The 26,384-nt window shown below is 68.1% G+C and carries 26 protein-coding genes; 18 read left to right on the top strand and 8 right to left on the bottom strand.

The window, feature by feature from the left end; genetic code table 11:
- The first annotated feature begins 49 nt into the window (after positions 1–49).
- The 14 genes from G6034_RS01275 to G6034_RS01210 all read left to right on the top strand — a co-directional run bounded on the left by G6034_RS01275 (position 50) and on the right by G6034_RS01210 (position 15,438).
- Entirely contained in the window at positions 50–1,222 is a 1,173-nt protein-coding gene (locus G6034_RS01275; RefSeq protein WP_176633275.1) for an acyl-CoA dehydrogenase family protein, read from the top strand.
- On the top strand, positions 1,219–1,950 hold the full coding sequence (locus G6034_RS01270) for an enoyl-CoA hydratase-related protein (protein WP_176633274.1): 732 nt from the start codon (positions 1,219–1,221) through the stop codon (positions 1,948–1,950). The genes G6034_RS01275 and G6034_RS01270 overlap by 4 nt, the downstream gene beginning before the upstream one ends.
- A 5-nt stretch (positions 1,951–1,955) precedes the next feature.
- Positions 1,956–2,816: a 3-hydroxybutyryl-CoA dehydrogenase gene (locus tag G6034_RS01265; RefSeq protein ID WP_176633273.1), complete on the top strand. Its 861-nt coding sequence runs from the start codon at positions 1,956–1,958 to the stop codon at positions 2,814–2,816.
- 23 nt (positions 2,817–2,839) lie between these two features.
- Positions 2,840–3,796: an alpha/beta fold hydrolase gene (locus G6034_RS01260; protein ID WP_176633272.1), complete on the top strand. Its 957-nt coding sequence runs from the start codon at positions 2,840–2,842 to the stop codon at positions 3,794–3,796.
- Between the two features lie 118 nt (positions 3,797–3,914).
- Positions 3,915–4,328: a tautomerase family protein gene (locus G6034_RS01255; protein ID WP_176633271.1), complete on the top strand. Its 414-nt coding sequence runs from the start codon at positions 3,915–3,917 to the stop codon at positions 4,326–4,328.
- 201 nt (positions 4,329–4,529) lie between these two features.
- On the top strand, positions 4,530–5,567 hold the full coding sequence (gene iolC, locus G6034_RS01250; RefSeq protein WP_176633381.1) for a 5-dehydro-2-deoxygluconokinase: 1,038 nt from the start codon (positions 4,530–4,532) through the stop codon (positions 5,565–5,567).
- Entirely contained in the window at positions 5,564–6,505 is a 942-nt protein-coding gene (locus G6034_RS01245; RefSeq protein WP_176633270.1) for a Cgl0159 family (beta/alpha)8-fold protein, read from the top strand. The genes iolC and G6034_RS01245 overlap by 4 nt, the downstream gene beginning before the upstream one ends.
- Before the next feature lie 5 nt (positions 6,506–6,510).
- The gene (gene iolD / locus G6034_RS01240) at positions 6,511–8,460 is read left to right on the top strand and encodes a 3D-(3,5/4)-trihydroxycyclohexane-1,2-dione acylhydrolase (decyclizing) (RefSeq protein WP_176633269.1); all 1,950 of its coding nucleotides are present in this window, start codon (positions 6,511–6,513) and stop codon (positions 8,458–8,460) included.
- 31 nt (positions 8,461–8,491) lie between these two features.
- The gene (locus G6034_RS01235) at positions 8,492–10,003 is read left to right on the top strand and encodes a CoA-acylating methylmalonate-semialdehyde dehydrogenase (RefSeq protein WP_176633268.1); all 1,512 of its coding nucleotides are present in this window, start codon (positions 8,492–8,494) and stop codon (positions 10,001–10,003) included.
- A gap of 163 nt (positions 10,004–10,166) precedes the next feature.
- Complete coding sequence (locus G6034_RS01230) at positions 10,167–11,078, top strand: sugar phosphate isomerase/epimerase family protein (RefSeq protein WP_176633267.1); 912 nt, start codon at positions 10,167–10,169, stop codon at positions 11,076–11,078.
- A 13-nt stretch (positions 11,079–11,091) separates the two neighbouring features.
- Entirely contained in the window at positions 11,092–12,105 is a 1,014-nt protein-coding gene (locus tag G6034_RS01225; RefSeq protein WP_176633266.1) for a Gfo/Idh/MocA family protein, read from the top strand.
- A gap of 8 nt (positions 12,106–12,113) precedes the next feature.
- The gene (locus G6034_RS01220; RefSeq protein WP_176633265.1) at positions 12,114–12,998 is read left to right on the top strand and encodes a sugar phosphate isomerase/epimerase family protein; all 885 of its coding nucleotides are present in this window, start codon (positions 12,114–12,116) and stop codon (positions 12,996–12,998) included.
- Complete coding sequence (locus G6034_RS01215; RefSeq protein WP_176633264.1) at positions 12,998–14,422, top strand: sugar porter family MFS transporter; 1,425 nt, start codon at positions 12,998–13,000, stop codon at positions 14,420–14,422. The genes G6034_RS01220 and G6034_RS01215 overlap by 1 nt, the downstream gene beginning before the upstream one ends.
- On the top strand, positions 14,419–15,438 hold the full coding sequence (locus tag G6034_RS01210) for a Gfo/Idh/MocA family oxidoreductase (RefSeq protein ID WP_176633263.1): 1,020 nt from the start codon (positions 14,419–14,421) through the stop codon (positions 15,436–15,438). Before G6034_RS01215 ends, G6034_RS01210 begins: the two co-directional genes overlap by 4 nt.
- Positions 15,439–15,640: 202 nt before the next feature.
- Here the strand turns inward: G6034_RS01210 and iolB are convergent, their stop codons facing one another.
- The 7 genes from iolB to G6034_RS01180 form a co-directional block, all read right to left on the bottom strand.
- Positions 15,641–16,534, bottom strand: coding sequence for a 5-deoxy-glucuronate isomerase (gene iolB, locus G6034_RS01205; RefSeq protein ID WP_176633262.1), 894 nt, complete (start codon positions 16,532–16,534; stop codon positions 15,641–15,643).
- A gap of 31 nt (positions 16,535–16,565) precedes the next feature.
- Positions 16,566–17,306, bottom strand: a complete 741-nt coding sequence (locus G6034_RS01200) for a GntR family transcriptional regulator (RefSeq protein ID WP_176633261.1) — start codon at positions 17,304–17,306, stop codon at positions 16,566–16,568.
- Between the two features lie 89 nt (positions 17,307–17,395).
- Positions 17,396–18,169, bottom strand: a complete 774-nt coding sequence (locus G6034_RS01195; protein ID WP_176633260.1) for a LacI family DNA-binding transcriptional regulator — start codon at positions 18,167–18,169, stop codon at positions 17,396–17,398.
- A 1-nt stretch (position 18,170) separates the two neighbouring features.
- Positions 18,171–18,701, bottom strand: a complete 531-nt coding sequence (locus G6034_RS19645; protein ID WP_246295191.1) for an MFS transporter — start codon at positions 18,699–18,701, stop codon at positions 18,171–18,173.
- A complete protein-coding gene (locus G6034_RS19640) occupies positions 18,702–19,049 on the bottom strand; it encodes an MFS transporter (protein WP_425485439.1) in 348 nt (115 codons plus the stop codon).
- A gap of 63 nt (positions 19,050–19,112) precedes the next feature.
- Positions 19,113–20,069 carry a metallophosphoesterase gene (locus tag G6034_RS01185; protein WP_176633259.1) on the bottom strand — a complete coding sequence of 319 codons (957 nt, stop codon included), beginning with the start codon at positions 20,067–20,069 and terminating at the stop codon, positions 19,113–19,115.
- 12 nt (positions 20,070–20,081) lie between these two features.
- Positions 20,082–22,238 (bottom strand): transglycosylase domain-containing protein, encoded by a 2,157-nt coding sequence (locus tag G6034_RS01180; RefSeq protein WP_343037888.1) that lies wholly within the window; start codon positions 22,236–22,238, stop codon positions 20,082–20,084.
- A gap of 105 nt (positions 22,239–22,343) precedes the next feature.
- Between G6034_RS01180 and sp36 the strand changes: the two genes are divergently transcribed.
- Genes sp36 through G6034_RS01165 form a run of 3 tightly spaced genes read left to right on the top strand, consistent with a single transcriptional unit; the run spans position 22,344 to position 23,915 of the window.
- Positions 22,344–22,499 (top strand): Sp36 family protein, encoded by a 156-nt coding sequence (sp36, locus tag G6034_RS01175; RefSeq protein ID WP_107503899.1) that lies wholly within the window; start codon positions 22,344–22,346, stop codon positions 22,497–22,499.
- A 2-nt stretch (positions 22,500–22,501) separates the two neighbouring features.
- A complete protein-coding gene (locus G6034_RS01170) occupies positions 22,502–22,987 on the top strand; it encodes a RidA family protein (RefSeq protein ID WP_176633257.1) in 486 nt (161 codons plus the stop codon).
- A complete protein-coding gene (locus tag G6034_RS01165; RefSeq protein WP_176633256.1) occupies positions 22,971–23,915 on the top strand; it encodes an NUDIX hydrolase in 945 nt (314 codons plus the stop codon). The genes G6034_RS01170 and G6034_RS01165 overlap by 17 nt, the downstream gene beginning before the upstream one ends.
- A gap of 260 nt (positions 23,916–24,175) precedes the next feature.
- Here the strand turns inward: G6034_RS01165 and G6034_RS01160 are convergent, their stop codons facing one another.
- Complete coding sequence (locus G6034_RS01160; RefSeq protein WP_062007784.1) at positions 24,176–24,853, bottom strand: Crp/Fnr family transcriptional regulator; 678 nt, start codon at positions 24,851–24,853, stop codon at positions 24,176–24,178.
- A gap of 244 nt (positions 24,854–25,097) precedes the next feature.
- Here G6034_RS01160 and G6034_RS01155 point away from each other — a divergent pair, with 244 nt between their 5' ends.
- Positions 25,098–26,282 (top strand): MarP family serine protease, encoded by a 1,185-nt coding sequence (locus G6034_RS01155; protein ID WP_176633255.1) that lies wholly within the window; start codon positions 25,098–25,100, stop codon positions 26,280–26,282.
- The last annotated feature ends 102 nt before the right edge of the window (positions 26,283–26,384 follow it).

Genomic DNA, 26,384 nt, shown 5'->3' with positions numbered 1-26,384 from the left:
ACGTCCCCAGCACTTCCATTCCACCCGCCACTGAAGAAAGCAGAACACCATGGACTTCCGGTTCACCCCCCGCCAGATCGAACTCAAGCAGCGCGCCATCGCCTGGACCGAAGAGATGAAGCAGTATGAACTCGACTGCGAAATGAACAACGGTCTCACCGACGAACAGCATGACAAGGTCAGGCAGCTCATCAAGAACCACGGCCTTGCCGCCATCAACATGCCCGCCGAATGGGGCGGCGCGGGGCTGAACACGCTGGAACACGCCATCGTTTCGGAGGAAGTCGGCAAACTGACAGGCGCCCTGTGGGACACCATGTGGCGGCCCGCCAACGCGCTGAAGGCGTGCACGCCCGCCCAGCGCGAAGAGTACCTGATCCCCGAGATCAACGGCGAACGCCGCGACGCCGTCGCCATCACCGAACCCGAAGCCGGCTCGGACCCGCAAAACATCCAGACCAAGGCCGTCAAGGACGGCGACTCCTACATCATCAACGGCGAAAAGTGGTTTGTCACGGTCGGCGACGCGGCCGACTTCATCCTGCTGCTGGCCAGCGTGGATGGCGCACCCACGATGTTCCTTGTCGACAAGGACCTGCCCGGCGTCTCCGTCAAACGCACACCCCGCTACACCCACACCTTTGTCTACGAGCACCCGGAATTCCTGTTTGAGGATGTCCGGGTTGGGGCTGAGAAGATCCTGGGCGAGATCGGCCAAGGCTACGAGCTGACTCGCGACTGGTTTGTGGAGGAGCGCCTCATGATCGCCGCGCGCACCATCGGTGCCGCCGAGCGTGCCACCCTGCTGGCAGCTGACTTTGCCAAGGAGCGCGTGCAGTTTGGCAAGCCCATCCTGGATTTCCAGCTCATTCAGCGCATGCTGGCCCAGAACACGGTGGACATCATGACCAACCGGGTGCTGACCTACCAGGTGGCGTGGGAGGCCGACCAGGGCATGGACCGCAAGCTGCTCAATGCCAAGGCCGCCGTCATCAAGCTGGGCGCGTCCGAGGCCTCGAACCGCTGCGTGGACAACGCCCTGCAGATTTTCGGCGGCCGCGGCTACATGCGTGAGAACCCTGTGGAACGGCTGTGGCGCGAGCTGCGCGTGGACCGCATCTGGGAGGGCACCTCGGAGATCCAGACCGTCATCATCGGCAACGAAATCAGCAAGCGCGGCGCCGAAGGACTCCTCGGGTACGCCGGGGCCGTCCCGCAGTGACATTCCCTGACACGGAGCCGCTGGTTGAGCTGCAGGAGCACGGCGCCGTCGTGGTCCTGCGGCTCAACCGCCCGGCCAAGCTGAACGCACTGTCCACCGGGCTGGAACAGGCCCTGCTGGACGCCCTCCACACGCCCCTGGTCCGGGCCGCCCGCGCCATTGTGTTCGCCGGCTCCGAGCGGGCGTTCTCCGCCGGCGCGGACACGTCCGAGCTGCCCCAGATGACCCCTGACCGGATTGCCGCCTACTACCGGGGCAGCGGTTCCGTGTACGACGTCGTGTCCCGGCTCCCGCAGCCGACCCTCGCCGCCGTCTCGGGCTACTGCCTGGGCGCCGGCTTTGAGCTGGCACTGGCCTGCGACATCCGGGTGGCTGCGGACACGGCCCAATTCGGGTTGCCCGAGGTGGGGCTGGGCATCCTTCCCAGCTCTGGCGGGCTTACCCGGCTGGTCCGCGCCTTGGGTCCGGCTCTGGCCCGGGAGATCATCCTGTTCGGAGAGAGGTTCCCGGCCGGCGAGGCCCATCGGCTGGGCCTGGTGCGCGAGGTGGTCCCCCCGGCCGAGGTCCTGGCGGTGGCCCTGGAACGGGCGTCCTTCCTGGCCACGCAACCGGCCATGGCAGTCGCCTGGACCAAGGCGGCCATTGACGCGGTGGCGGAATCCTCCGCGGCGTCATCGCTCTTGATCGAACAGCTGGCCTACGCGGCCCTGAACCGGACGGACGGATAGCAGCCATGGCAGCAATCGAACGGGTGGGTGTCCTGGGTGCCGGCCTCATGGGGTCCGGCATCGCCGAGGTGTGCGCGCGGGCCGGCAGTAACGTCGTCGTGGTTGAAATGAACAACGATGCCGCGGCCGCCGGCCTGGCGCGGATCACCGCGTCCCTGGAACGGGCCGTGTCCTCGGGAAGGCTGGGAGGGGAGGACCGGGAGGCCGCACTCTCCAGGATCGGCATCGGCACGGACTTCCAGGCCTTTGCCGACCGCCAACTGGTCATTGAGGCCGTGCCCGAGCTCCCCGGCCTCAAGCTGGACGCCTTTCGGCGGATCGACGCCGCCGTCATGGACCCGGACGCCATCCTGGCCTCCAACACCTCCTCCATCCCCATCGGCCGGATCGCCTCGGCCACGTCGCGGCCGGGGCAGGTGCTGGGCATGCACTTCTTCAACCCGGTGCCCGTGCTGAACCTGGTGGAACTGGTGCCGTCCCTGCTGACCTCCGCCGGCGCCCTGGAGCGCACCCGGGACTACGCCTCGTTCGTGCTGGGCAAAAAAGTCATCACGGCCCCGGACCGGGCCGGCTTCGTGGTCAACGCCCTGCTGGTTCCCTACCTGCTCAGTGCCATCCGCATGCTGGAAGCCGGGTTCGCCACGGCCGAGGACATCGACGCCGGCATGGTGGAAGGCTGCGCGCACCCCATGGGACCGCTGCGGTTGACCGACCTGGTGGGCCTCGACACCGCGCTGCACATTGCCGAATCCCTGTATGCGGAATTCAAGATGCCACACCTCGCCCCGCCGGCGCTGTTGATGCGCATGGTGGAAAGCGGCTTGTTGGGACGCAAGGGCGGCCGCGGCTTTTACAACTACTCATGAATTCGATACAGGGGGATGCGGGAATGAACGCGACGCGGCTGCTGCAAAAGGACTTCGACCCGCTGGGCCCACAGCTGCGCAGCATGCGCGTTGCTTCAGGGCGCTTGGCCAACTACATCGACGAAGGGCGGCCCGGCTGGACGCCGCTGGTGTTCCTCGGCGGTGCCGGGACCACCGTAAGGGCTTTCGGGCTGCTGGAATTTGCACGCACACTGCGCGAGGAACTGGGCGTGCGCGTCATCTCCGTGGAACGCAATGGTTTGGGTGGGACGGCATTTGACCCCGCCGTGGGCTTTGCCGAATACGCCGAGGACGTGTGGAGCGTGCTGGATGCGCTCGGCATCGCGGAGGCGTCCGTCGTCGCCATTTCCGGCGGCGGGCCCTACGCCGCCCATCTGGCCGCGGCGCAGCCGGAACGAATCCGCTCCCTCCACCTGGCCTGCGCCTTTTCGGACGGCAGGGCGGGAACCACCGCATCCTTCGATGCCGGGAAGATCGCCGCACACCCCGTTGACTGGTGGACGTTTCCGCCGGAAAGCTCCGTCCACCACATCCCCGGCTTCACCGATTCGGCCATCGAGGAGGCCGTGCGGGGCTCATTTGCCCTTGGCCGGGACACCCCGCCCGACGGCCTCCGGCAGGCCTTCGAGCTGTACCGCAGCGCGACCCTGCCCGATCTCTCCAGTGTTTGCGCGCCGTCATTCCTCTACTGGGGTTCGGCGGACCCCCTGGTGCCCGCCGAACACAGGCTGCGGTGGCGCTCCCAGCTGCGCCGCGTGGCGCATGAACGGGTCTACGACGGTGAGGGGCACGACGTCCAGTACCGGCATTGGGACCAGATCCTCGCGGACGTGGCATTTCTGGGCGAACGCGAAATTGTCACCGCGGACGGCGAATCGCTGCTGGCGACGCCGGCCCGCGCCGCGGAACTGCGGGCAGCCGGGGCCATGGACGGCATCGCAGCATGGGGAACCTTCTAACGGCTTGAAGACGGCGATCCCCGGGAGCGGACGCTTCCGGGGATCTTTTGTGGGTAAGGATGGCAAATTTCATTAACTTTGATAGTATGACAGGACAAACTATCAAAGGGGTGTGAAGATGCCATTGGTACGCATTGATGTCAATGAAGGCCGCACGCCCGGGGAACTGAGGGCGCTCAGCCGCGCCATTCATGACGGCATCCTCGCCGAATACGGCATTCCGGAGCGGGACTACTTCCACATCCTCAGTGAACACAAGGCGGGGCAGCTTGTCGCCCAGGATGCCGGGCTGGGGTTTGAGCGCGGCAGCGGCGTGGTCATGATCCAAATTTTCACGCAGGAGGGGCGCCCGCCCGCGGCCAAGCAGGGGCTTTTTGCCGCCATCGCCGAACGCCTTGCCGCGGTGGGCGTGCCCGGGCAGGATGTGTTCATCGGCTACGTCGAAAACACTGCGGACGACTGGTCCTTCGGCTTTGGGCGCGCCCAGTATGCCACCGGCGAACTTGCCATCCCGGCCGGCCCCGGGGCCTGAGCCCCACCTGTCCGCGGCCGCCCCGCGGACGGCTGTAATTCTTAATGTGCTTATGTCAGAACAAACCTTTGACAGGACATGAAATTTCATGCAAAGTAGTAGCTGTGTCGGCCATCACGCGGCGGGCGCAACGCGGGGGTCCACCCCGGCAGCATCCTGAAACCAAGGCGCGTTCCCCAGTGAAAGGTCCTTTTGATCAACGTGATCCACGATTTGATTACCATCGGGCGCATCAGCGTCGACATCTATCCCAATGACATTGGCGTGGACCTGGAGGACGTCACGTCTTTCGGCAAATACCTGGGCGGCTCCGCCACCAACGTGGCCGTCGCCGCCGCACGGCACGGCCGGGCAACAGCCGTCGTCACCCGGACCGGCGACGACTCGTTTGGCCGGTACCTCCACCGCGAGCTGAAGAAGTTCAACGTGTACGATTCGTTTGTCTGCCCGGTGGCCCGCCTGCAAACACCGGTCACCTTCTGCGCCATCAAGCCGCCGGAGGACTTCCCGCTGTACTTCTACGGACGGCTCCCCACAGCTCCGGACTGGCAGATCGCCGCAGATGAATTGGACACTGCCGCCATCAGGGATGCCCGCGTCTTTTGGTCCACCGTCACCGGCCTGTGCCAGGAGCCCAGCCGCGGCGCGCACCTCGCCGCGCACCTGGCCCGCCCCCGTGCCGCGCTGCGGGAGGGCCAGCACACCATCCTGGACCTCGACTACCGGCCCATGTTCTGGGACTCCGAGGAGGACGCCCGCGAACAGGTGGCCAGGATCCTCCCGCACGTCACCGTCGCCATCGGCAATGACAAGGAATGCGCCGTCGCCGTGGGCGTGGGGACGCCGGACGAACAGGCGGACCGGCTGCTGGCCGCCGGGGTTGAGATCGCCGTGGTCAAGCTCGGCCCCGAAGGGGTCATGGCCAAGACCGCCACCGAACGCGTGGTCTCCGCCCCGGTCCCCGTGGAAACCGTCAACGGCCTCGGCGCCGGCGACTCCTTCGGCGGCGCCTTTGTGCACGGCCTGCTGGCCGGCTGGCCGCTGGCCCAGATCCTGGACTACGCCAACGCCGCCGGCGCCATCGTGGCCTCCCGCCTCTCCTGCGCCGACGCGATGCCGACGCCGGAAGAGGTCACCTCACTGCTCGCCGACCGCGGCCGGCTGGTGCCCGGGACCGCGGCTCCCGGGACGCCCGAAGCCGCCGAATCCGGGGCAGCCACGGCAGGGGTCATCAAGTGAGCACCCCTGCCGCCGCGGCCCCTGCTGCCACCGGGGCGGACACCGATCCCCGCCGCTATGCCCACCTGACCACCCTGCGCCTGGAGGACCCGGGCGCAGTGGCCCGGGCCGCGAAGGCCCGCCGCCGCCACCCCGGGCCGAAGTCAGGCCTGCAGAACTTCATCGTGGCCGCGGACCACCCGGCCCGCGGCGCCATCTCCGTGGGGGACAACCCCACGGCCATGGCGGACCGGCGGGAACTGCTGGACCGGCTGCAAATCGCGCTGGCGAACCCGGCCGTGGACGGCGTCCTCGCCTCGCCGGACATCATGGACGACCTCCTGCTGCTCGGCGCGCTTGAGGGCAAGCTGGTGTTTGGGTCCATGAACCGCGGCGGCCTGGCCGGGCTGGTCAATGAACTTGACGACCGCTTCACCGGGCACACGGCCGCGGCCCTTGCCGCCTTCGGGGCCGACGGCGGCAAGATGCTCACCCGCATCGCCCTGGGCGACCCGGACACCGTTGCGCTGCTGGAGGCCACGGCCAAGGCCATCGACTCGCTGGCCGAACGCAAGCTCGTCGCCATGGTGGAGCCGTTTCTGTCGGTGCGCGAAAACGGCCGCGTCCGCAACGACCTTTCCACCGACGCCGTCATCAAGTCCGTGGCCATCGCCTCCGGGCTGGGATCCACGAGCGCCTACACCTGGATGAAGCTTCCCGTGGTGGCGGACATGGAACGCGTCATGGCCGCCACCACCATGCCCACCGTGCTGCTGGGCGGGGACCCGGACGCCGGGCCCGACGAGGTCTTCGCCAGCTGGGGCGCCGCCCTGGCGCTGCCCGGAGTCCAGGGGCTGACCGTGGGCCGCACCCTGCTTTACCCCCAGGACGGGGACGTTGCCGGGGCCGTTGCCATCGCGGCGTCCCTGCTGAACCGCACCACAGAAGGACAGGAATGAGACACATGGGAACAGGAACACGCACGATGACGGTGGCCCAGGCCGTGGTGGAGTTCCTGGGAAACCAGTTCACCACGGATTCGGTGGGCACCGGGGACTACCGCGGCCGGCTCATCCCCGGCATGTTTGGCATCTTCGGGCACGGCAACGTGGCCGGGGTGGGCCAGGCCCTCAAGCAGTACCAGGTCAGCGACCCCGCGCTCATGCCCTACTACCAGGGCCGCAACGAGCAGGCGCAGTCGCACCAGGCCGCCGGCTATGCCCGGCACACCCGCCGCCGCGCCACCTTTGCCGTGAGCACCTCCGTGGGGCCGGGCTCCACGAACCTGCTCACCGGCGCGGCGCTGGCCACCACCAACAGGCTGCCCGTGCTGCTGCTGCCCAGCGACGTCTTCGCCACGCGCGCCGCGGACCCCGTGCTCCAGCAGCTCGAGCGCCCCGACGCCTGTGACGTGTCAGTCAACGACGCCTTCCGCCCGCTCTCGCGCTACTTTGACCGGGTCTCCCGCCCGGAGCAGCTGTTCTCCGCGCTGCTGAACGGCCTGCGCGTGCTCACCGACCCGGCGGACACCGGGGCCGTGACCATCTCCCTCCCGCAGGACGTCCAGGCCGAGGCGCTGGCCGTGCCGGAGGAGTTCCTGGCCCCGCGCGAGTGGCGAATCCGCCGCCCGGACGCGGACGACAACGACATCCGCCGCGCCGCCGACGCCATCCGGGAGGCCAAAAACCCGCTCATCCTGGCCGGCGGCGGCGTCCTGTACGCCTACGCCGAGGGCGAGCTCGCCAAGCTGGCCGAGGCCACCGGCATCCCGGTGGGCAACACCCAGGCGGGCGTGGGCGTGCTGCCGTGGAACCATCCGCAGTCATTGGGCGCCATCGGCTCCACGGGCACGACGGCGGCCAACGCCGTCGCGGCCGGCGCCGACCTGGTCATTGGCATCGGGACCCGCTACGAGGACTTCACCACGGCCTCCCGCACGGCCTTCCAGAATCCGGACGTGCGCTTCATCAACATCAACGTCGCCCCGCTGGACGCCTACAAGCACGGCACCTCGCTGCCCATCGTCGCGGATGCCCGCAAGGCGCTCCTGAAGTTGAACGCCGCCCTGGGCGGCTACCGCGTCGGGGCCGACCTGGAGCGGACGGTGGCCGCGCAGAAGAAGCGCTGGGACGCCGTCGTCGATGAGGCCTTCGACACCCGCCACACCCCGCTGCCCTCGCAGAACGAGATCATCGGCGCCACCAACCGCGCCATGGACCCCGCCGACGTGGTCATCTGCGCCGCCGGCTCCCTGCCCGGGGACCTGCACAAGATGTGGCGCATCCGGGACCCCTTCGGCTACCACGTGGAATACGCATACTCCTGCATGGGCTATGAAATCCCCGGCGGGCTCGGCGTCAAGCGGGCGGCCATCGCGGAGGCGGCCGGCGGCGGCACCCGGCGCGACGTCGTCGTCATGGTGGGGGACGGCTCCTACCTGATGATGCACACCGAACTCGTCACCGCCGTCGCCGAGAGGATCAAGCTCATTGTGGTGCTGATCCAAAACCACGGCTACGCCTCCATTGGGGCGCTGTCCGAGCAGCTGGGCTCCCAGCGCTTCGGCACCAAGTACCGCACGCTCGACGCCGAACACCACACCTTCGACGACGGCGAAAAGCTGCCGATCGACCTGGCCCTGAACGCCGAAAGCCTGGGCGTGAAGGTCATCCGCGTGGCCCCGGGCGGGAACGTGGTCGCGGAGCTGGAAGCCGCGGTCACGGCGGCCAAGGCCGCCCCCGAGGACGGCGGGCCGGTGCTGATCCACGTGGAATCGGACCCCCTGCTGGACGCACCCAGCTCCGAATCCTGGTGGGACGTGCCTGTCTCATCAGTCTCGCTCCTGGCCTCCACGCAGCAGGCCTACACCACGTACACCGGGCACAAGGACCGCCAGCGCACGCTGCTCGGCTGACCTCCCCCCACTTTGGAAAGAAGAACCTGACATGACTGAAACGCCAACCCTGACCACCATCAAGCACTTCATCAACGGCGCCGAAACCGCCGGCACGGGCGGGGCGACCCAGCCGGTGTACAACCCGGCCACGGGTGCCGTCTCGGCCCGGCTGCACCTGGCCGGCCGCGGGGACCTGGAGGCCGCCGTCGCCGCGGCGAAGGCCGCCGCGGCGACGTGGGGCGAGTACTCGCTGGCCAAGCGCACCGCGGTGCTGTTCAAGTTCCGCGAGCTGGTGGCCTCCCACGTGGACGAGCTGGCCGCCCTGGTCACCGCCGAGCACGGCAAGGTCCTCTCCGACGCGGCCGGGGAGATCGGCCGCGGCCTGGAGGTCATCGAGTTTGCCTGCGGCATCAACCAGCTGCTCAAGGGCGCCTACTCGGACCAGGCCTCGACCGGCATCGACGTGTTCTCCTTCCGCCAGCCCGTGGGCGTGGTGGCCGGCATCACGCCGTTCAACTTCCCGGTCATGGTGCCTTTGTGGATGTGCCCGATAGCGATCGCCGCCGGCAACGCGTTCATCCTCAAGCCCTCCGAGCGCGACCCCTCCGCCCCCATGCTGCTGGCCAGGCTGTGGAAGGAAGCCGGCCTGCCGGACGGCGTGTTCCAGGTCCTGCACGGGGGCAAGGACACCGTGGACGGGCTGTTGACCCACCCGGACGTGGACGCCATCTCCTTCGTCGGCTCCACCCCGATCGCGAAGTACGTCCACGAGACCGCCACGGCGCACGGCAAGCGCGTGCAGGCCCTGGGCGGGGCGAAGAACCACGCCATCATCCTGCCCGACGCCGACATGGACAACGCCGCCGACCACCTCTCCGCGGCCGCGTTCGGCTCCGCCGGGGAGCGCTGCATGGCGATCTCGGTGGCCGTTGCCGTGGGCGGTGCCGCGGACACGCTGCTGGGCAAGGTGCGCGAGCGCGCCGAGGCCATCAAGGTCGCCGAGGGCACCGAGCCCGGGGCGGACATGGGCCCGGTCATCACCGCCGCCTCCAAGGCCCGGGTGCTGAAGATCGTGGGGGAGGCGGCCGACGCCGGCGCCACCCTGGTCGTGGACGGGCGGGACTTCACCGTCCCCGGCAAGGAGGACGGCTACTGGGTGGGCCCGACCCTGCTGGACGGCGTCTCCGCGGACATGACCGCCTACACGGAGGAAATCTTCGGCCCCGTGCTGGCCGTGATGCGCGTGGAGACGGTGGAGGAGGGCATCGCCCTGATCAACGCCAACCCCTACGGCAACGGCACCGCGATCTTCACCTCCTCCGGGGCGAACGCGCGCAAGTTCCAGCGCGGGGTGCACGTGGGCATGATCGGCATCAACGTCCCCGTCCCCGTACCCGTGGCCTACCACTCGTTCGGCGGGTGGAAGAACTCGCTCTTTGGCGACAAGCACATCTACGGCGAGGAAGGCGTGGCGTTCTACACGCGCGCCAAGGTCGTCACCTCCCGCTGGCCCGAACCGCAGCACGCCTCCGACGCCAGCTACAACTTCCCCTCCAACTAGCCCCGGTGGTCCAGCCCCGCAGGCGGCGCCGGCATTCCCCCGGCGACTTCCCGGCCATCGGCCGCTGGCGGCCTCAGGCCTCCTTGACGTCGCCTTCGGCAACACCGACTCCGCCGCCGGTGGTCGATCCCGACCGCTTCCTTGAGACCCGGAAAGAAACCTCATGACTGAAAACAAGCTGATCATCGGCACCGCGCCGGACTCCTGGGGCGTCTGGTTTGCCGACGATCCCAAGCAGACCCCCTGGGAGCGCTTCCTCGACGAGGTGGCGGAGTCAGGGTACAAATGGATTGAGCTGGGCCCTTACGGGTACCTGCCCAACGATCCAACGCGCCTGGCCCAAGAGCTCAAGGACCGGGACCTGCAGGTCACTGCCGGGACGGTTTTCACCGCCTTCCACCGCGGCGCAGCCCAGTGGGAGGAGGCCTGGGAGCCGGCCCGGAAGGTGGCCGAACTGACGGCCGCCATGGGCGGGGAGAACGTCGTCGTCATTCCCGCCATGTGGCGCGACGACGTCACCGGGGAGGCCGTGGAAAGCGGCACCCTGGACGCGCGGCAGTGGACGGACCTGTTCGAGGGCCACAACAGGTTGGGGGAGGTCCTGCTCAAGGACTTTGGGCTCAAGCAGCAGTTCCACTCGCACGCCGACTCCCACGTGGGCGCCCAGGCCGACATCGAACACCTCCTCGCCGAGACCGACCCCGCACTGCTGAACCTGTGCCTGGACACCGGGCACGCCGAATACTGCGGGGCCAGTTCGCTGGAACTCATCGGCAAATACCCCGAACGCATCGGCTACCTGCACCTGAAGCAGATCAACCCCGAGGTGCTGGCCCGCGTCAACGCCGAGAACATGACCTGGGCCGCGGCCAACCTGGCCGGCGTCATGGTGGAGCCGCCGAACGGCCTGCCGGACCTGCGCGCCGTCGTAGAGGCAGTGGAGGGTCTTGGCCGGCCGATCTTTGGCATTGTGGAGCAGGACATGTACCCCGTGGCCTTCGACGTCCCGATGCCGATCGCCAAGCGCACCCGCAACTACCTGCTCGGCTGCGGCTCACGCACCACCGTCAACTAGAAAGAAGCACGTCATGACTGAAAAACTTCGCGTCGCCGTCATCGGCGCCGGACGCATGGGCGCGGACCACATCAACCGCCTGCATCACCGCATCAGCGGGGCCGAGGTGGCCGCCGTCGTCGACATCGACCTGGCCCGGGCCGAGGCCGCCATCAAGGGCATCCCGGGCGCGGTGGCCCTGGCCAGTGCCGAGGAGGCCTTGGACAACGGCGACGTCAACGCCGTGCTGATCGCCACCCCCGGCTTCCTGCACGAGGACATCCTGTTCAAGGCTCTCGCGCGGGACATCCCCATCCTGTGCGAAAAGCCGCTGACCCCGGACGCCGCGAGCGCCCTGACGGTGGTCCAGGCCGAGGCCAAGCTGGGCCGCAAGCGCATCCAGGTGGGCTTCATGCGCCGCTTCGACGCCGAATACGCCGCCCTCCGCGGAATCATCACCGAGGGCGGCCTGGGCGAGCTGCTGGTGCTCCACCACCAGCACCGCAACCCGGACACCCCGGCAGGCTTCACCAACGAGATGCTCATCAACGACTCCGTGGTGCACGAGTTTGACGCGATCCGCTTCTTCACCGGCGAGGAAATCGCCTCCGTCCAGGTGCGCCTGGGCAAGCCCACCCGCAACGCCCCCGAGGGCCAGCACGATCCCCAGCACGTGCTGATTGAAACCGAATCCGGCGTGCTGGCGGACGTTGAAATCTACGTCAACGCCCGCTTTGGCTACGAAGTGGCAACCCAGGCGTCCTTCGAGGACGGGATCGTGAACATCGGGAACGACGGCGGCCCGTACGTCCGCACGCAGGGCCGCTGGGGCGGGCGGATCACCCCCGGCTTCGAGGAGCGCTTCGGCACCGCCTATGACGTGGAGGTCCAGGCCTGGGTTGACGCCGCCCTGCGCGGGGAAATCGGAGGGCCGTCCGCCTGGGACGGCTACGCCACCTCCGCCTGTTGTGAAGCGGGAGTCGAGGCGCAGAAGACCGGCGCGAAGACCGCCGTCGTCCTTGCCGCGAAGCCGGACCTCTACAACTAAGGACCACCATGAAGATCGCCCTGGACCCCACGCCGTTCCACCACAGCCACGGCCTGCTCGAATTTCCGCAGCTCGTGGCGGACCTCGGGTACAAGTTCATGCAGATGACCCCGCACCCGGACTTCATCCCCTTTTACAACCACCCCAAGGCCGACGACGCACTGGTCGCCTCGCTGCGGAAGGCCGTGGCCGATGCGGGGATCCAGATCGCGTCGGTGCTGCCCGTGCTGCGCTGGTCCGGGCCCGACGAGGACGCCCGCGAGGCCGCCGTCCGCTACTGGAAGCGTGCCATCCAGATCGCCGTGGACCTGGGCGTGCGGACCATGAACACCGAGTTCAGCGGCCGGCCCGAGAAGGCGGAGGAGTCCGAACGGGCGTTCTACCGGTCCATGGAGGAACTGCTGCCCATCATTGAGCGGGAGGGCATCGACCTGCTGATCGACCCCCACCCGGACGACTTCGTCGAGGAGGGCCTGGCCGCCATCCGCATGATCCGCGGCGTCAACTCGCCCAACGTGGGCCTGGTCTACGTGGCCTCGCACAGCTTCCACATGAAGGACGTGCCGCTGGAGATCATGCGGGCGGCGGGGGACAGGCTGCGCCTGGTGCACGTGGCCGACACCATGGACCACCACGCCTCCCACGGGCTGCGCTACATCACCAACCCGCCCGGCAACCCGGTCCGCGTGCACCAGCACCTGAAGATCGGCGACGGCGACGTCAACTGGGACGAGTTCTTTGCCGGCCTGGCGGAGATCGGCTTCCTGGACCGGGAGGACACCGTGATGGTCTCCAGCGTCTTCGCCGAGGACGACGACGCCGAAAACGTCTCGCGCTACCAGCTTCAGACGATCAACAGCCAGGTCGCGCGGGCCCGGGAGGCCGTGCTTTGATGGCGGGGACGCCCACGGACCAGGCAGCCCCGGCGCCCGCCGCGCATGCCCCGCAGGTGGCGCCGCGGAAGTTCATGCGGAAGGTGGCCCTGTTCTCCACCTTTGGCGGATTGCTGTTTGGCTACGACACCGGCGTCATCAACGGCGCCCTGCCGTTCATGCAGCGTGATCTTGGCCTGACGCCGTTGACCGAGGGACTGGTCACGTCCACGCTGCTGCTCGGCGCCGCGTTTGGCGCCATCACGGCCGGGCGGCTCTCCGACCGCTTCGGCCGGCGCAGGACCATCATGGGCCTGGCCGTCATCTTCACCGCCGCCACCATCGGATGTTCACTTTCCCCCACCACCGCGCTGCTGGTGCTCGCCCGCACCGTCCTGGGGCTCGCCGTCGGCGGCGCCTCCGTCATTGTGCCGGTCTACCTGGCCGAGATGTCCCCGGCCGCCCAGCGCGGGCGGATCGTGACGCAAAACGAGCTCATGATCGTGACCGGTCAGTTCCTGGCGTTCACCTTCAACGCGCTGCTGGGCAACCTGTTCCCGGAGGCCGGCCACATTTGGCGCTACATGCTGGTGATTGCCACGCTGCCCGCCGTCATCCTGTGGTTCGGGATGCTGGTGCTGCCGGAAAGCCCCCGCTGGCTCGCGGCCGGCGGCCGCTTCGAGGACGTCCTGGAGGTGCTTCGCAAGGGCCGCGCCCCGGAAGACGTCAAGGGTGAATTCGAGGAGGTCCGCGACGCCGCCCGCGAAGACTACAAGGCCAAGCTGGGCACGGTGCAGGACCTGGCCGTACCGTGGATCCGGCGGATCTTCATCGTGGGGCTGGGCATGGCCGTCATCAACCAGATCAGCGGCATCAACGCCATCATGTACTACGGCACGTCCATCCTCTCCTCCTCCGGCTTCGGCGACCGGGGCGCCCTCATGGCCAACGTTCTCAACGGCGTGGTCTCCGTGGCCGCCGTGGTGGCGGGCATGTACTTCATGTCCAGGTTGCCGCGCAAGGCCATGCTGGTCACGGGGCTGGGCGGCACGGCGTCTTCCCTGGCCGCCCTCGCCGCCGTCTCCCTGGTGGTGCCCGAGAGCCTGTTCCGCGGCTGCCTAGTGCTGCTGTGCATGGTGGTGTTCCTGGTGTTCATGCAGGGATGCATCGGCTGCGTCACCTGGCTGACCATGGCGGAGATCTTCCCGCTCCATGTGCGCGGGGTGGGCATGGGCATCTGCGTGTTCGTGCTGTGGATGGTGAACTTCCTGATCGGCTTCTTCTTCCCCCAGCTCGTGTCCGGGATCGGCGTCTCCGCCACCTTCTTCATCTTCGTGGCGCTGCAGCTCTGCGCCATCGTCTGGGTCAAGAAGGTGGTCCCGGAAACACGCGGCAAGTCCCTGGAAGAGCTGGAACACTACTTCAAGAGCAAGGAATCCGCATGAAAACCATCACCCTGGGCCTGGTCGGAGTGGGGCGGATCGGCGTCATGCACGCCACCAACATCGCCGCCCTCAACAAGGCGCTGGCGCCCGGCGTCCGCGTTGAGCTCAAGCTCACGGACGTCGCGGCGGAGCACGCCCGCACCGTTGCCGCCGGGCTCGGCGCCGAATTCGTGCCCTCCGTGAACGGGCTGCTCGCCGCCGGGATTGACGGGCTGCTCATCGCCACCGGCACCGCCACGCACCCCGAGCTGATCAAGGCAGGCGTTGACGCGGGTGTCCCGGTGTTCTGTGAGAAGCCCGTCGGGGTGAACGTGGCCGAGTCGTTGCCTGTCCTCGACTACATCCGCGACCACGGCGGCGTGGTCCAGATCGGGCACCAGCGCCGCTTCGACGCCGGCTACCTGGAGGCCAAGCGCGCCTACGACGCCGGCGAGCTGGGCTGGATCCACTCCCTCCGCGCCATCACGGGCGACATGACACCGCCCCCGGTCGAATTCCTGGCCACCTCCGGCGGGCTGTTCCGCGACTGCTCCGTGCACGACTTCGACATCCTGCGCTGGCTGACGGGGCGGGAAATCGTGGAGGTCTACTCCCGGGGATCCAACAACGGCGACCCCGCCATCGGGGAGGTGGGCGACGTGGACACCGCGCTGGCCGTCATCACCTTTGACGACGGCACTGTCGGCACGGTGGCCGCCACCCGCTACAACGGCGCCGGGCACGACGTCCGCCTCGAGCTCCAGGGCTCGAAGGGGTCCGTCATGGTGGGGCTCGACGGGCAGGCCGCGCTCAAGTCCGCCGAGCCCGGCGTGGCATTCCCGTCCGGCACCCCGCACCAGACCTTCGCCGAGCGCTTCGCGGGCGCCTACGTCTCCGAGCTGGCGGCCTTCGTGGAGCTCATCCAGGGCCTGCGTCCCAACCCGTGCACGGCCGAAGACGCCGTGGCGGCGTCCAAGGTGGCCGACGCCGCCCAGGAGTCCCTGCTCACCGGCGCGCCGGTCCGGGTGGCCGTGTAGCCACCTGCTGCGGGCGAGCCGGCATTCCCCCGGCCGCTATCCGACCGACGGCCGCGAGCGGCCTTACGGTCTCCTCTACGCGGCCTACGGAAACACCGGCTCCCCGCCTCGTGCCGGCGCCCCGGTGGTCGAGCAGCGAGCTCTGCGAGCGCGTCGAGACCTTGAGTTCAACAGGCTCAATCACCGGCGTCGTGCCATAAAATTACCGTCCGAAGGGGAGCCTCGGGTCGATGGCGGCCGCGTCCCAGGTCTGGCGGACCCAGCCGTGATGGGGGTCGTCGCTGATGAGCCACTCGCGGACCGGGCCGGGGCCGGCCATGACGTTGAGGTAGTAGAGGTCGTAGCCGGGGGCGGCCATGGCGGGGCCGTGCCAGCCATAGGGCACCAGGACGGTGTCGCCCGTGCGCACCTCCGCGTTGACGTCAATGGGGCGGTCGTCGGAGGCGTAAACGCGCTGGTAGCCGATCGCGTCCGCGTCGGACGGGGCGGGGGAGCCTGCGGCAACCTGGGTCTCGAAGTAGTAGATCTCCTCCAGGGCCGTCTCGCCGTCCCGTTCCACGTCGTGCTTGTGCGGCGGGTAGGAGGACCAGTTTCCGGCGGGGGTGATGACCTCGCACACGATGAACCGGTCCGCCTCCAGGGCCGCCGGCGTGCCGAAGTTGTGCACCTGGCGGGAGCAGTTGCCGGCGCCGCGCAGCTCCACGGGAATCTCGGCGGCCGTGATGAGGCGGGTGGGGTGGCCCTCCCGGGCCGGGGCGGTGGCAACCGCCACGCGCCCGCCGCCGGGCGAGGTCACGGCGGCAGCCCTGCCGATCCCGGTGTACAGCACGTCGGAGGGCCCGCTGAAGACGTTGGGGCGTCCGGCGAGGACGTAGCCCGTGCCGTCAACCGTGGCCGTGAACGCACCGCTGAGCGGGATGATGATGCGTTCCTCGGCCGCGGCGGGAAGCTCGACGCCGGCACCCGGCTCCAGCGTGGCCACCTTCAGCCCGGTGTGGGCCCAGCCGTCCACGGCCAGGGCAGAATCGGAGGTGCCAAGCGAGACGTCCCAGACGCCGTCGCGGGCCGAGCCCAGCGGGTATACCCAGTTGCTCATGCGGGGAGTTCCTTCGGTTGAAAAGCGCCGGTCAGCGCTGCACCAGGGTCATTTCAAAGCTGTAGTTGTCCGCGCGGTAGACGTGGTGGCCGGTCTCCACCATGCGCCCGGTGTCATCCACGGCTGTGCGCTCCATCGTGACGAGGGCGGCGCCGGGCGTGGTGTCCAGCAGCGGGGCCTGGTAGTCGTTGGCGATCATGGCCCCGACCCGCTGCGTGGCGAGGCGGAAGTTCACGCCTCCCTGGCGCAGGATGCCGTACAGTCCCGCCGCCCCCAGGGCGGTCTCGTCAAAGGCGACGATGTCGTCCCGGACCCAGTTCTCCATGAGGGCCAGCGGCTTGCCGTCCACCTTCCGCAGCCGGGTGAAATGGTAGACCCTGGCGCCGGGGTGGAGCGCCAGCTTCTCGCGGGTGGCGGCGTCGGCCTCGACGTGGGAAAACGTCAACACGTCGGTGCTCGGCTTGCCCCCGCGGGCGATGAGGTCGTCGTAGAGGCTCGACAACTCCAGCGGCCGGCGCACCTGGCTGGCCACCACCTGGGTGCCGACGCCGCGCTTGCGGACCAGCAGGCCGGCCCGGACCAGCTCGTCCATGGCCTTGCGCATGGTGGGGCGGGACAGGTTCAGTGCCGCCGCCAGGTCGATCTCGTTTTCCAGCTTGCTGCCCGGTTCCAGGCCCCCGCTGCGGATGGCGGCTTCGATGCCCTGGACCACCTGGTGGTAAAGGGGCACGGGCGAGGAACGGTCGATGTTTAGGTTCAGCGGGGTGACCATTCGGTGCTCCTAGGGTGGGTCCTGTGGACTGAGCGGTGCTGGATGCGGCACCAACTGCGGTCATGGATCATCCTATTGTCAGGACAAACTTAATGCAAGGGATGTGGGCCACGGCTTGCTGCCGCGACCCCGGTGGAGGGCGGGGGCGCCGCGCTCGTGGTCCGGGCAACGAGCGTTGGCGTGAAGCCCTGCGGCATCTCCCCGGCGTTTTCACCTCCGAGCCGGGCCAGCAGGAGGCCGGCGGCCGCCATGCCGAGCCCGGTGCTGTTGGGGTCGACGGACGTCATGCCCAGCAGCGGGGACGACGCCAGGTCCGAGTTGTCGTAGCCCACCACCGACACGTCCTGGGGTACGCGCAGGCCGCGGCGCACCAGTTCCTCGATGGCCCCCACGGCTGAGAGGTCGTTGTAGGCAAAGATGGCGGTCGGGGGCGGGCCGGGCCGCTCCAGCAGCGCGGCGGCGCCGGCCAGGTCGTCGGTGTGGACGTAGTCGATTCCGGGGATGTCAATGTCCCGGCTGAGCACCACCGCGGGCGTGCCGTGCAGCATGGGCAGCAGCTGTTCCGGGTCACCGATGAATCCCGCCAGGATGATCCCGTCAACGCGCAGGTCCACGAGCGACTTGATGGCCGCGCGCCCGTCGTCCACATCGGTGGAGCCGACGGCGACCATCAGCTGATGGCGGCTGTCGGCAACCCGGCGCGCCACGCCGTCGTACATGTCGGCGAAAACCGGGTTATGGAGGTCCAGCAGCAGCCCGAGGGTCTGCGTGCTGCGGCTGGCCAGGCGGCTGGCGAGGCGGTTGGGCGAATAGCCCAGCGCCTCGGCCGCCCGGTATTCACGTGGGCCATGGCGGCCGGCCATTTTAGCCGGCGGCCGTGGCTTCGCCGGAGCTGCGGAAGTGTTCCTCGAGCTCCTCCAGCGAGCGGCCCCTGGTTTCCGGCACGAACTTCAACACGAAGCCGAGGGAGGCCAGGTTGACGAGGACAAACAGGCTGAATGTCCCGGTGGAGCCCAGGGCCTGGTTGACGATCGGGAACAGAAATGAGATCACGGCGGCCAGGATGACGTAGCTGACCACATCCGACTGCGGCAGCAGGAAGACGACCGCGAGCAGGGCCTGTGCGCCGACCACTCCGGAGAAGCCGATGACGAGCATGCGCCGGCGGCCCACATACCCGAGCAGCCAGATGCCCAGCACCGTGGTCAACACCGAGGTGACGCCGACGGCGACGGTGGCCACCAGCGAAGCGCTGACGCCCAGCCCGCTCTTTTCCAGGAGCATGCCCGCCAGCAGGGCGATGGCCGGAACCGATGCGACGGCCAGCATGATGCGCCACACCTCGTTGTTGTGGATCAGGGCATCGAGGAGGGCGTTGATCGCAAAGGCCAGCATCTAGCCGGTGACGATCATGAGTTCGTTGATGGTGACCATCCTCCCGCGGAGGTGGGTGGGAGCCATTTCGGCCAGGTAGAGCGGGCAGGTCACGGCGGCCGCGCCGACGCCCAGCCCCAGGATGATTCGGAAGGCGATCATGATGGACACCGTCGGAGCCAGGGCGCAGCCCAGGGCGCCGACGAGGAACAGCCCCGCACAGGCCAGCAGTGTGCCGCGGCGTCCCAGCCGGTCGGCCAGGCGGCCCCCAACCAAGGCGCCGGCCGCGGCGCCGGGGAACAGCAACGCGCTGACAACGGTCGCTTCCTGGACTGCGTTCATGTTCAGCGCCGTGTTCATGTAGAGCAGGGCGCCGGAGACGTCGCCAGTGTGCAGCTGCCCTGCCGCGTTCGACGGCGGGGCGGGGCCTGCCTACGCAGCGCCCCTGGCGGTAAGGGTGAGGACCACGGCTTCCGGGCGGCAGGCGAAGCGGAAGGGGGCCGTGCGGGAGGTGCCGATGCCGCCGGAGACATTGACCGGCGTCGTGTGTCCCCCGGCGCTCCAGTCATGGAGGCCCTTGGCGCGCCAGGTGGGGAGGTCGCAGTTGGTGACGAGGGCGCCATATCCCGGGATGCAGACCTGGCCGCCGTGGGTGTGGCCGGCCAGGATGAGGTCGGCGCCGTCGGCGGTGAAATGGTCCAGTACCCGCTGGTACGGTGCGTGGGCCACCGCAATCTTCACGTGCGGGGCCGAGTCCTGGGTGGTGGAGCCGCGGGGCCAGCCGGCATAGCGCTCCCGCTTGAGATGGGGATCGTCCACACCGCTGAAGTCAAAGCGGATGCCACCCAGCGGGACGGACTGGGCCCGGTTCGTGAGGTTGACCCAGCCGCCCATCCCGAAGCCGTCGTGCAGGGAGGCGGTGTCCAGGACCAGCGGACGCCGCCTGCCCTGCCCGGGAAGCCTCGAGGGGCCGCCCAGATAGGCGAGCGGGTTCTTGAACCGGGGGGCAAAGTAGTCGTTGGAGCCGGGGACGAAGACGCCCGTGAACTCCATCAGCGGGGCCAGCGCGGCCAGCAGCGGCTTGACCGAATCCGGGTGGCTCAGGTTGTCCCCGGTATTGACCACCAGGTCCGGCTTGAGGTCCGCCAGCCCGCGCAGCCAGGTGGCCTTCTTGCGCTCGCCGGGGGAGAAGTGGATGTCGGAGAGGTGCAGGACCGTGAACGGCTTCGAGCCGGCCGGCAGGATGGCCAGCCGCTCGTCCCGGAGGGTGAACCAGGTGCGTTCCACCAGCGCGCCGTACGCGACGCACCCCACGCCACTGGCGGCGGCCACGCCCGCCATCCAGCCCAGGGCGGCCAAGCGGGGGTGCGGGGTGCGTTGGGTGCTCATCGTGTTGGCAGCCTAGTCCTTCTTTTTGGGATCCTTGGGGGCCGTGCTGGGCTTGGTGGCGTTCTTTGCGTCGTCCTTGGCGGCGCTGGGCGGCGGGGCCACCACGATCGGGTTGAGCATGCTGGCCGGCGGCTCCGGGAAACCGCCGGTGTCGTAGTTGCCGGCAATGGCGTTCATGTAGCTTTGCCAGGCCTTGCCCGCGTAGGTGGCGCCGTCCACATAGGGAATTCGCTGGCCGGCGATCAGTTTGCCGTTGTTGGACCGGTTCTTGTCTTCCGGGCTGCCGACCCAGGAGGAAGTGACCAGGCCCTTCGTGAAGCCGGTGGTCCACGTCTGCTGGGAGTCGTTCGTGGTGCCGGTCTTGGCGCCGGCAGGGTACCGGAGCCCGATCTGCCAACCGGAGCCGTTGACCAGGACCTGCTGGAGGGTGTGGACCACGCCGGCGGCCACCTCGGGCCTGACCGCCTGCTTGCAGTTGGCGCCCGGCACGGGGAACTTGTCGCCCTTGGCGTTGGTGATGGACACCAAGGCCACGGGATCGCAGTGCACTCCGCCCGAGGCGAAGGTGGCAAAGGCCGAGGCCATGGTCAGCGGTGCCACCTCGCCGCTCCCCAGCAGGCTGGAGACATTGGAGAGGTCATAGGGCTTGTTCGGGTCCTGGCCCAGGTGGATGCCGGTGGCCGTCATCATTTTCTGGATGTTGCAGAGGTCCAGCTGGGCCGCCTCGGCAACTGTTGCCGTGTTCAGCGACAGCACCAGGCCCATGTGGGCAGTGATGGGACTGTAGCGGCCGTCCTCGGCGTTCTGCAGGTCCTGGGATCCGGGGTAGTTGTTGTCATAAATGCCGGTGGACGAACCGCAGCTGTTCCGCCAGGGGAAGCCGAGAGGGTACTTGCGCACCGAGGCGTCCACCATGTCGTTGATCTTGTGGCCCGAGTTGAGCCATTCGGCGTAGGTGAAAGGCTTGATCGTGGAGCCCACGTCAAAGCCGCCCGAACCGCCCAGCGAGTTGCCGCCCTTGTCGAACTTGTCCACCGTGAAGTTGTACTCGGTGCTCCACTGGCCCTTGGGGGCATGGAGTTTCGTGTTCTGCGCCATGGCCAGGATGTTGCCGGTCTTGGGCTGCACCGTCACCAGCGCCTGGCCCACCTTGTCCGGGTTGTTGGTCATGGGCGTGAAGTTGGCAAACTGGGCCTGGGCCGCATCCTGCAGTTTCGGGTCCAGCGTGGTCTTGACCGTCAGGCCGCCCTGGTACAGCAACTTCTCGCGGTCGGACTTGGTCTTGCCGTAGCGGGCGTCGTTGACTATCAGGTTGGTGACGTATTCGCAGAAGTATTCCGCGCGCACGGCCGTGGTGCAGCCGTTCTTGTTCGCGTGGATCTTGAGGTCGATCTTGGCCTTGACGGCGCCGTCGTACTGCTTCTTGTCGATCATCTTCTGGTCAAGCATGTTGGCCAGCACCAGGTTGCGCCGGGCAATCGCGTTGTCCGGGTTGGCGACCGGATCGTAGATGGTGGGGCTGTTGACGACGCCCGCCAGCAGGGCCGCCTGCGGCAGCGTCAGGTCCTTGGCGTGGACGCCGAAATAGTAGGAGGCGGCGGCTTCAACGCCGTAGTTGCCATTGGCGAACAGCACCCAGTTCAGGTAGCCCTGCAGGATGTCGTCCTTGGAGTACTTCTTCTCCATGGCGATGGCGAGCTTGATCTCGCGGACCTTGTCGCCAGCCGTCTTGTCACCGCCCAGCTTGATTTTGTCGTACTCGCCGTTGGCGGCGTAGGTCTGGATGATGACGTTGTTCACGTACTGCTGGGTGATGGTGGAGGCGCCCTGGCGGCCGCCTCCCTGCACCATGGACACCACGGCGCGCATCAGTCCCTTGGTGTCAATCCCGCCGTGCTGGTAGTAGCGCGCGTCCTCGACGGCGATGACGGCCTTCTTCATGAAGGGGGAAATGTCGGCAAGCTTTACAGCCGTGCGGTTCTGGTCGTAAAAAGTGGCCAGCTCGGAACCGTCGGCGGCCAGGATCTTCGACGACTGGGCCGGCACTCCCACGTTCATCTCATCCGGAAGCTGGTCAAAAAAGTCGATCGAGGAGGTGGCGGTGTTGCCCGTCAGCGCCACCGCGGGAACCATCAGACCGGCGACCAGGACACCACACACTGCGCTCACGCCAAGGAAGAGCATAAGTTTTCCGAGGGTTGTGGCGGTATCGAAAATGGGGTGTTTTTTTGCTGCCATTTTCCCAGTTTACCGGCAGGGACTACGCTTTGAAGCATGACCAAATGGGAGTACGCCACAATTCCGCTGATTATTCACGCCACAAAGCAAATCCTCGACCAGTGGGGCGAGGACGGCTGGGAGCTGGTCCAGGTAGTGACCGGACCGGACGGCAACGGACTGGTTGCCTACCTCAAGCGAGAGAAGGCGTAGCCATGGAAACCGTGCACACTCAAGGGAATTCGCGCATTGAAGCCCGCCTTGCCGAGCTCGGCCTGGCGCTGCCGGCCGTGGCCGCGCCCGTCGCCGCCTACGTGCCGGCCGTGGTGAGCGGCAACTACGTATACACCTCCGGGCAGCTGCCCTTCGTTGACGGCAAACTCACATCGACCGGCAAGGTCGGCGCGGGCGTTTCCGCTGAGGACGCAAAAAAGCTGGCCGCCACGTCCGCCATCAACGCCATTGCCGCGCTCAAGAGCGTGATCGGCGACCTGGACCGCGTGATCCGCATCGTCAAGGTTGTCGGCTTTGTGGCCTCGGACCCCTCCTTCACCGGCCAGCCCGGCGTCATCAACGGCGCCTCCGAGCTCCTCGGCGAAGTATTTGGCGCGGCGGGAGTCCACGCCCGCTCCGCCGTCGGGGTTGCCGTTTTGCCGTTGGATTCACCTGTCGAGGTTGAGTTGATTGCCGAATTTCAGTAACGCCCCCGCGGGCCCACGGCCCGCGGGAAAGCGGATTTTTCCGCTAAACGCCGACCAGCGCGAAGCCGCACAGGCCTGGGTTGACTTTGGCGAACGCACCCCCAGCAAGCCCCGCTCCGCGTCCTCCGTGGTGCTGTTGAAGGACAGCCCCCGGGGATTGCAGACGTTCATGACCTACCGCCCCGGCAATTCGCCGCTGGGCCTGGTGGCGTTCCCCGGCGGAACCGTTGAACCCGCGGACGACGACGTCACCGACTGGGCGGGCCCCTCGCCCGCGCAGTGGGCCAAGAGCATGGGGGCCGCCAGCGCGGACATTGCGAAGCGCCACGTGGTGGCGGCCATCCGCGAAACATTTGAAGAGACAGGCATCCTGCTGGCCGGGCCCGACGCATCGTCGCTGGTGGAGGATGTGTCCGGGCCCGAGTGGATGAAGGCCAGGGAAGCCATCGCCGCCCAGGACGCCACGTTCGCGAGCCTGTTGGAACGGCGGGGGCTGGTGCTGCGCACCGACCTGCTCAAGCCGCTGAGCCATTGGCTCAGCCCCGACTTTGCCCACCGCCGCTTTGACACCCGCTACTTTGTCGCCGCCGCTCCGGTGAACCAGGAACCGCGGCTGTTGGAAAGCAAGGGCGTGTGGGGCCGCTGGGTGTGCGCGGCGGACGTCCTCGCCGCACGGGCCACCACCGAGCTGGGTGACGAGGTCGGCCTCGAAACGACGGCCGGGCTGACCCTCGGCGAACTGACCGTGCCCGGGGTTGAAATCATCCTGGAGAAGCTCGCTGCGGCCCGGGGCTGCATCGCCTACCTGAACCACAAGAGGCCCATCAACGAATACCAGCCAGTCCTGATCACCGAACCGGACGGCACCTTCGAACTCGAGGTCCAGGCCTCCCCGGCGTCCGAAGGCGCAGCCTGCCGCGAGCGGTAACCACCGCACTACAGACGCTCCCGCGCAATCGGGGGTGTTTTGGTGAACGCTCCCGCAATGCATGTACTTTGACGGTCGCCACGTGCGGGAGGGCTTACGGGAAGTGCCCCGGTTGTGCGGGAGCGTTGGGGGGATGTGCCCCGGTTGTGCGGGAGCGTTGGGGGGATGTGCCCCGGTTGTGCGGGAGCGTCGGTAGGTGGACACCGACGAAAACGGCCCGGCCACCGTGAGGTGACCGGGCCGCATTAGCGTCGCGAATGTCAGCGGGAGCGCTGGCGGAGCCGGTTGACGTCCAGGATGACCACGGCGCGCGCCTCGAGGCGCAGCCAGCCGCGCTGGACAAACTCGGCCAGGGCCTTGTTGACGGTCTCACGGGAGGCGCCGACCAGCTGGGCCAGTTCCTCCTGCGTGAGCTCGTGCGCCACCAGGATGCCGTCGGTGGCCGGGCGGCCAAAGCGGTCGGCCAGGTCCAGGATGGCCTTGGCAACGCGGCCCGGGACGTCGGAGAAGACCAGGTCGGAGAGGTTGTCGTTGGTGCGGCGCAGGCGGCGGGCAAGGGCCTGCAGCAACTGCATGGACACCTCGGGGCGGTTGCGCAGCAGGGCGTTGAGGGACTCGTTCTTCAGCCCCGCCAGGCGGGTCTCCGAGACGGCGGTGGCGGTGGTGCTGCGGGGGGCCGGGTCAAAGAGGGCCATCTCGCCAAACAGTTCGCCGGGGCCAAGGATGGCGACGAGGGACTCGCGGCCGTCGGGGGAGGTGCGCCCCAGCTTCACCTTGCCGGAGACGATGAAGTACAGCTGGTCGCCCTGGTCGCCTTCACGGAATACCGAGGCACCGCGGGAGAGGTCCACCTCGGCGAGTTCATCGGTCAGCAGTCGGAAGGCCTCGTCGTCGAGCGTGGTGAAAAGGGGTGCGCGGCGCAGTACCTCGATGTCCATGAAATCTCCTTGAAGTTTGTAACTAGTCAGTTGGGGCTTGTTACTGATTCTTTCAGAACTTTCCAGCTTTTGTGACCAACTTGGCATTCCGGCGCTCCCCGTTCGGGATTTTACCGAACCCGGCCACAGGGAATGCCCGGATTGGGCCGGTAATATGTGCTTCGCGGGTGCCGTCCGGGGACCCGCGTGCAGGGCGAGGGCAACGGTCACGTTCGAGGACGGGCACAGGGAGGCGGGGACTGCGATGTTTGGCTTCTCCTGGCTGGATGCGTTGTTGATTTTGTGGCTGCTGTGGCAGCTGATTTACGGCCTCAGCACCGGGCTGGTGGTGGGCCTGGGCGGGCTGGTGGGCTTTGTGGCCGGGGCGGTTGCGGCGTTCTTTGCCGCGCCCTTTGTCAGCGGGCACGCACCCGGGCCCGGCTGGCGGACAGTGTTTGTCATTGGCGCCACCGTCATCTTGATCGCGGCGGGCCACGCCGTCGGAATCAGGATCGGCCGGGCCATTGGAGGGCGCGTGAAGCCCGGGCCCGTGCGCACCGTGAACCGCCTGCTGGGCGGCGCACTCAATGTGGTGGTCGGCGCGGCCGTGATCTCCCTGCTGGCCTTTGGGGTGGCCAACCTGGGCATTCCTGCCGTCTCAAAGCAGCTGAGCGGCTCCGCCGTCATTTCCAGGATTGACGCCTGGACGCCGGATCCCCTCAAGGCCGCGGCCGCGCAGATGCGCTCCCTGGTCCTGGACGAGGGAATTCCCCAGCTGCTCAACCCGGCCGGCCCCAACGTCCAGGTGGCGGTGCCCCGTTCCAGCACGGACACGCCCGCCTGGAACAACGCGGCGAAGTCCGTGCTGAAAATCTCCGGCACCGCGTTCCAGTGCGGGCAGAACCAGACGGGCACCGGCTTTGTGGTGGCGCCCAACCGGGTCCTGACCAACGCGCATGTGGTGGCCGGCGTTTCCATGCCAGTCGTGGCCACGCCCTCGCAGGGGTCGCTGCCTGCGCGGGTGGTGTATTTTGACCCCGTCAAGGACCTGGCCATCCTGGCCGTGGACGGCCTCAACGTGGCGCCCCTGCCCGCCGGCTCCACCCTCCGCGACAACTCCCAGGCCGCATTTGCCGGCTACCCGCTGGGCGGCCCGCTGCAGGTCCGCCCGGCCACCGTCATGGCCTCCGGACCCATGCTGATCCCCGACATCACCGGCAAGCAGAAATCTGCCCTGGACATCTACCAGCTGGCCGGGAATGTCCAGTCCGGCAACTCGGGCGGCCCGCTGCTGGACACCTCGGGCCGCGTGGTGGGAGTGGTTTTCGCCAAGTCGACCACCTCGGAGCCCGTGGGCTTCGCCTTCACCATGACCGAGGTGGCGCCCGTCGTCGCGGCGGCGCCCATGCTCAGCAGCTCGGTTGGCTCCGGCCAGTGCAGCGCCAAGTAGTCCCCAGGCGCTCCCCCTGCTCGCAGGCTCGCAGCGGGCCCTCGCGCCCGTGGGCCCAGGCTCCCCCCGCTCGCACGCTCGCAGCGGGGCCCTCGGGCCCGT

It is taken from the genome of Arthrobacter wenxiniae (assembly GCF_013376105.1).
GTDB classification, from domain to species: Bacteria; Actinomycetota; Actinomycetes; order Actinomycetales; family Micrococcaceae; genus Specibacter; species Specibacter wenxiniae.
Note: the sequence above shows the minus strand (reverse complement) of the source record. Positions and strands in the feature narration are given on the sequence as shown.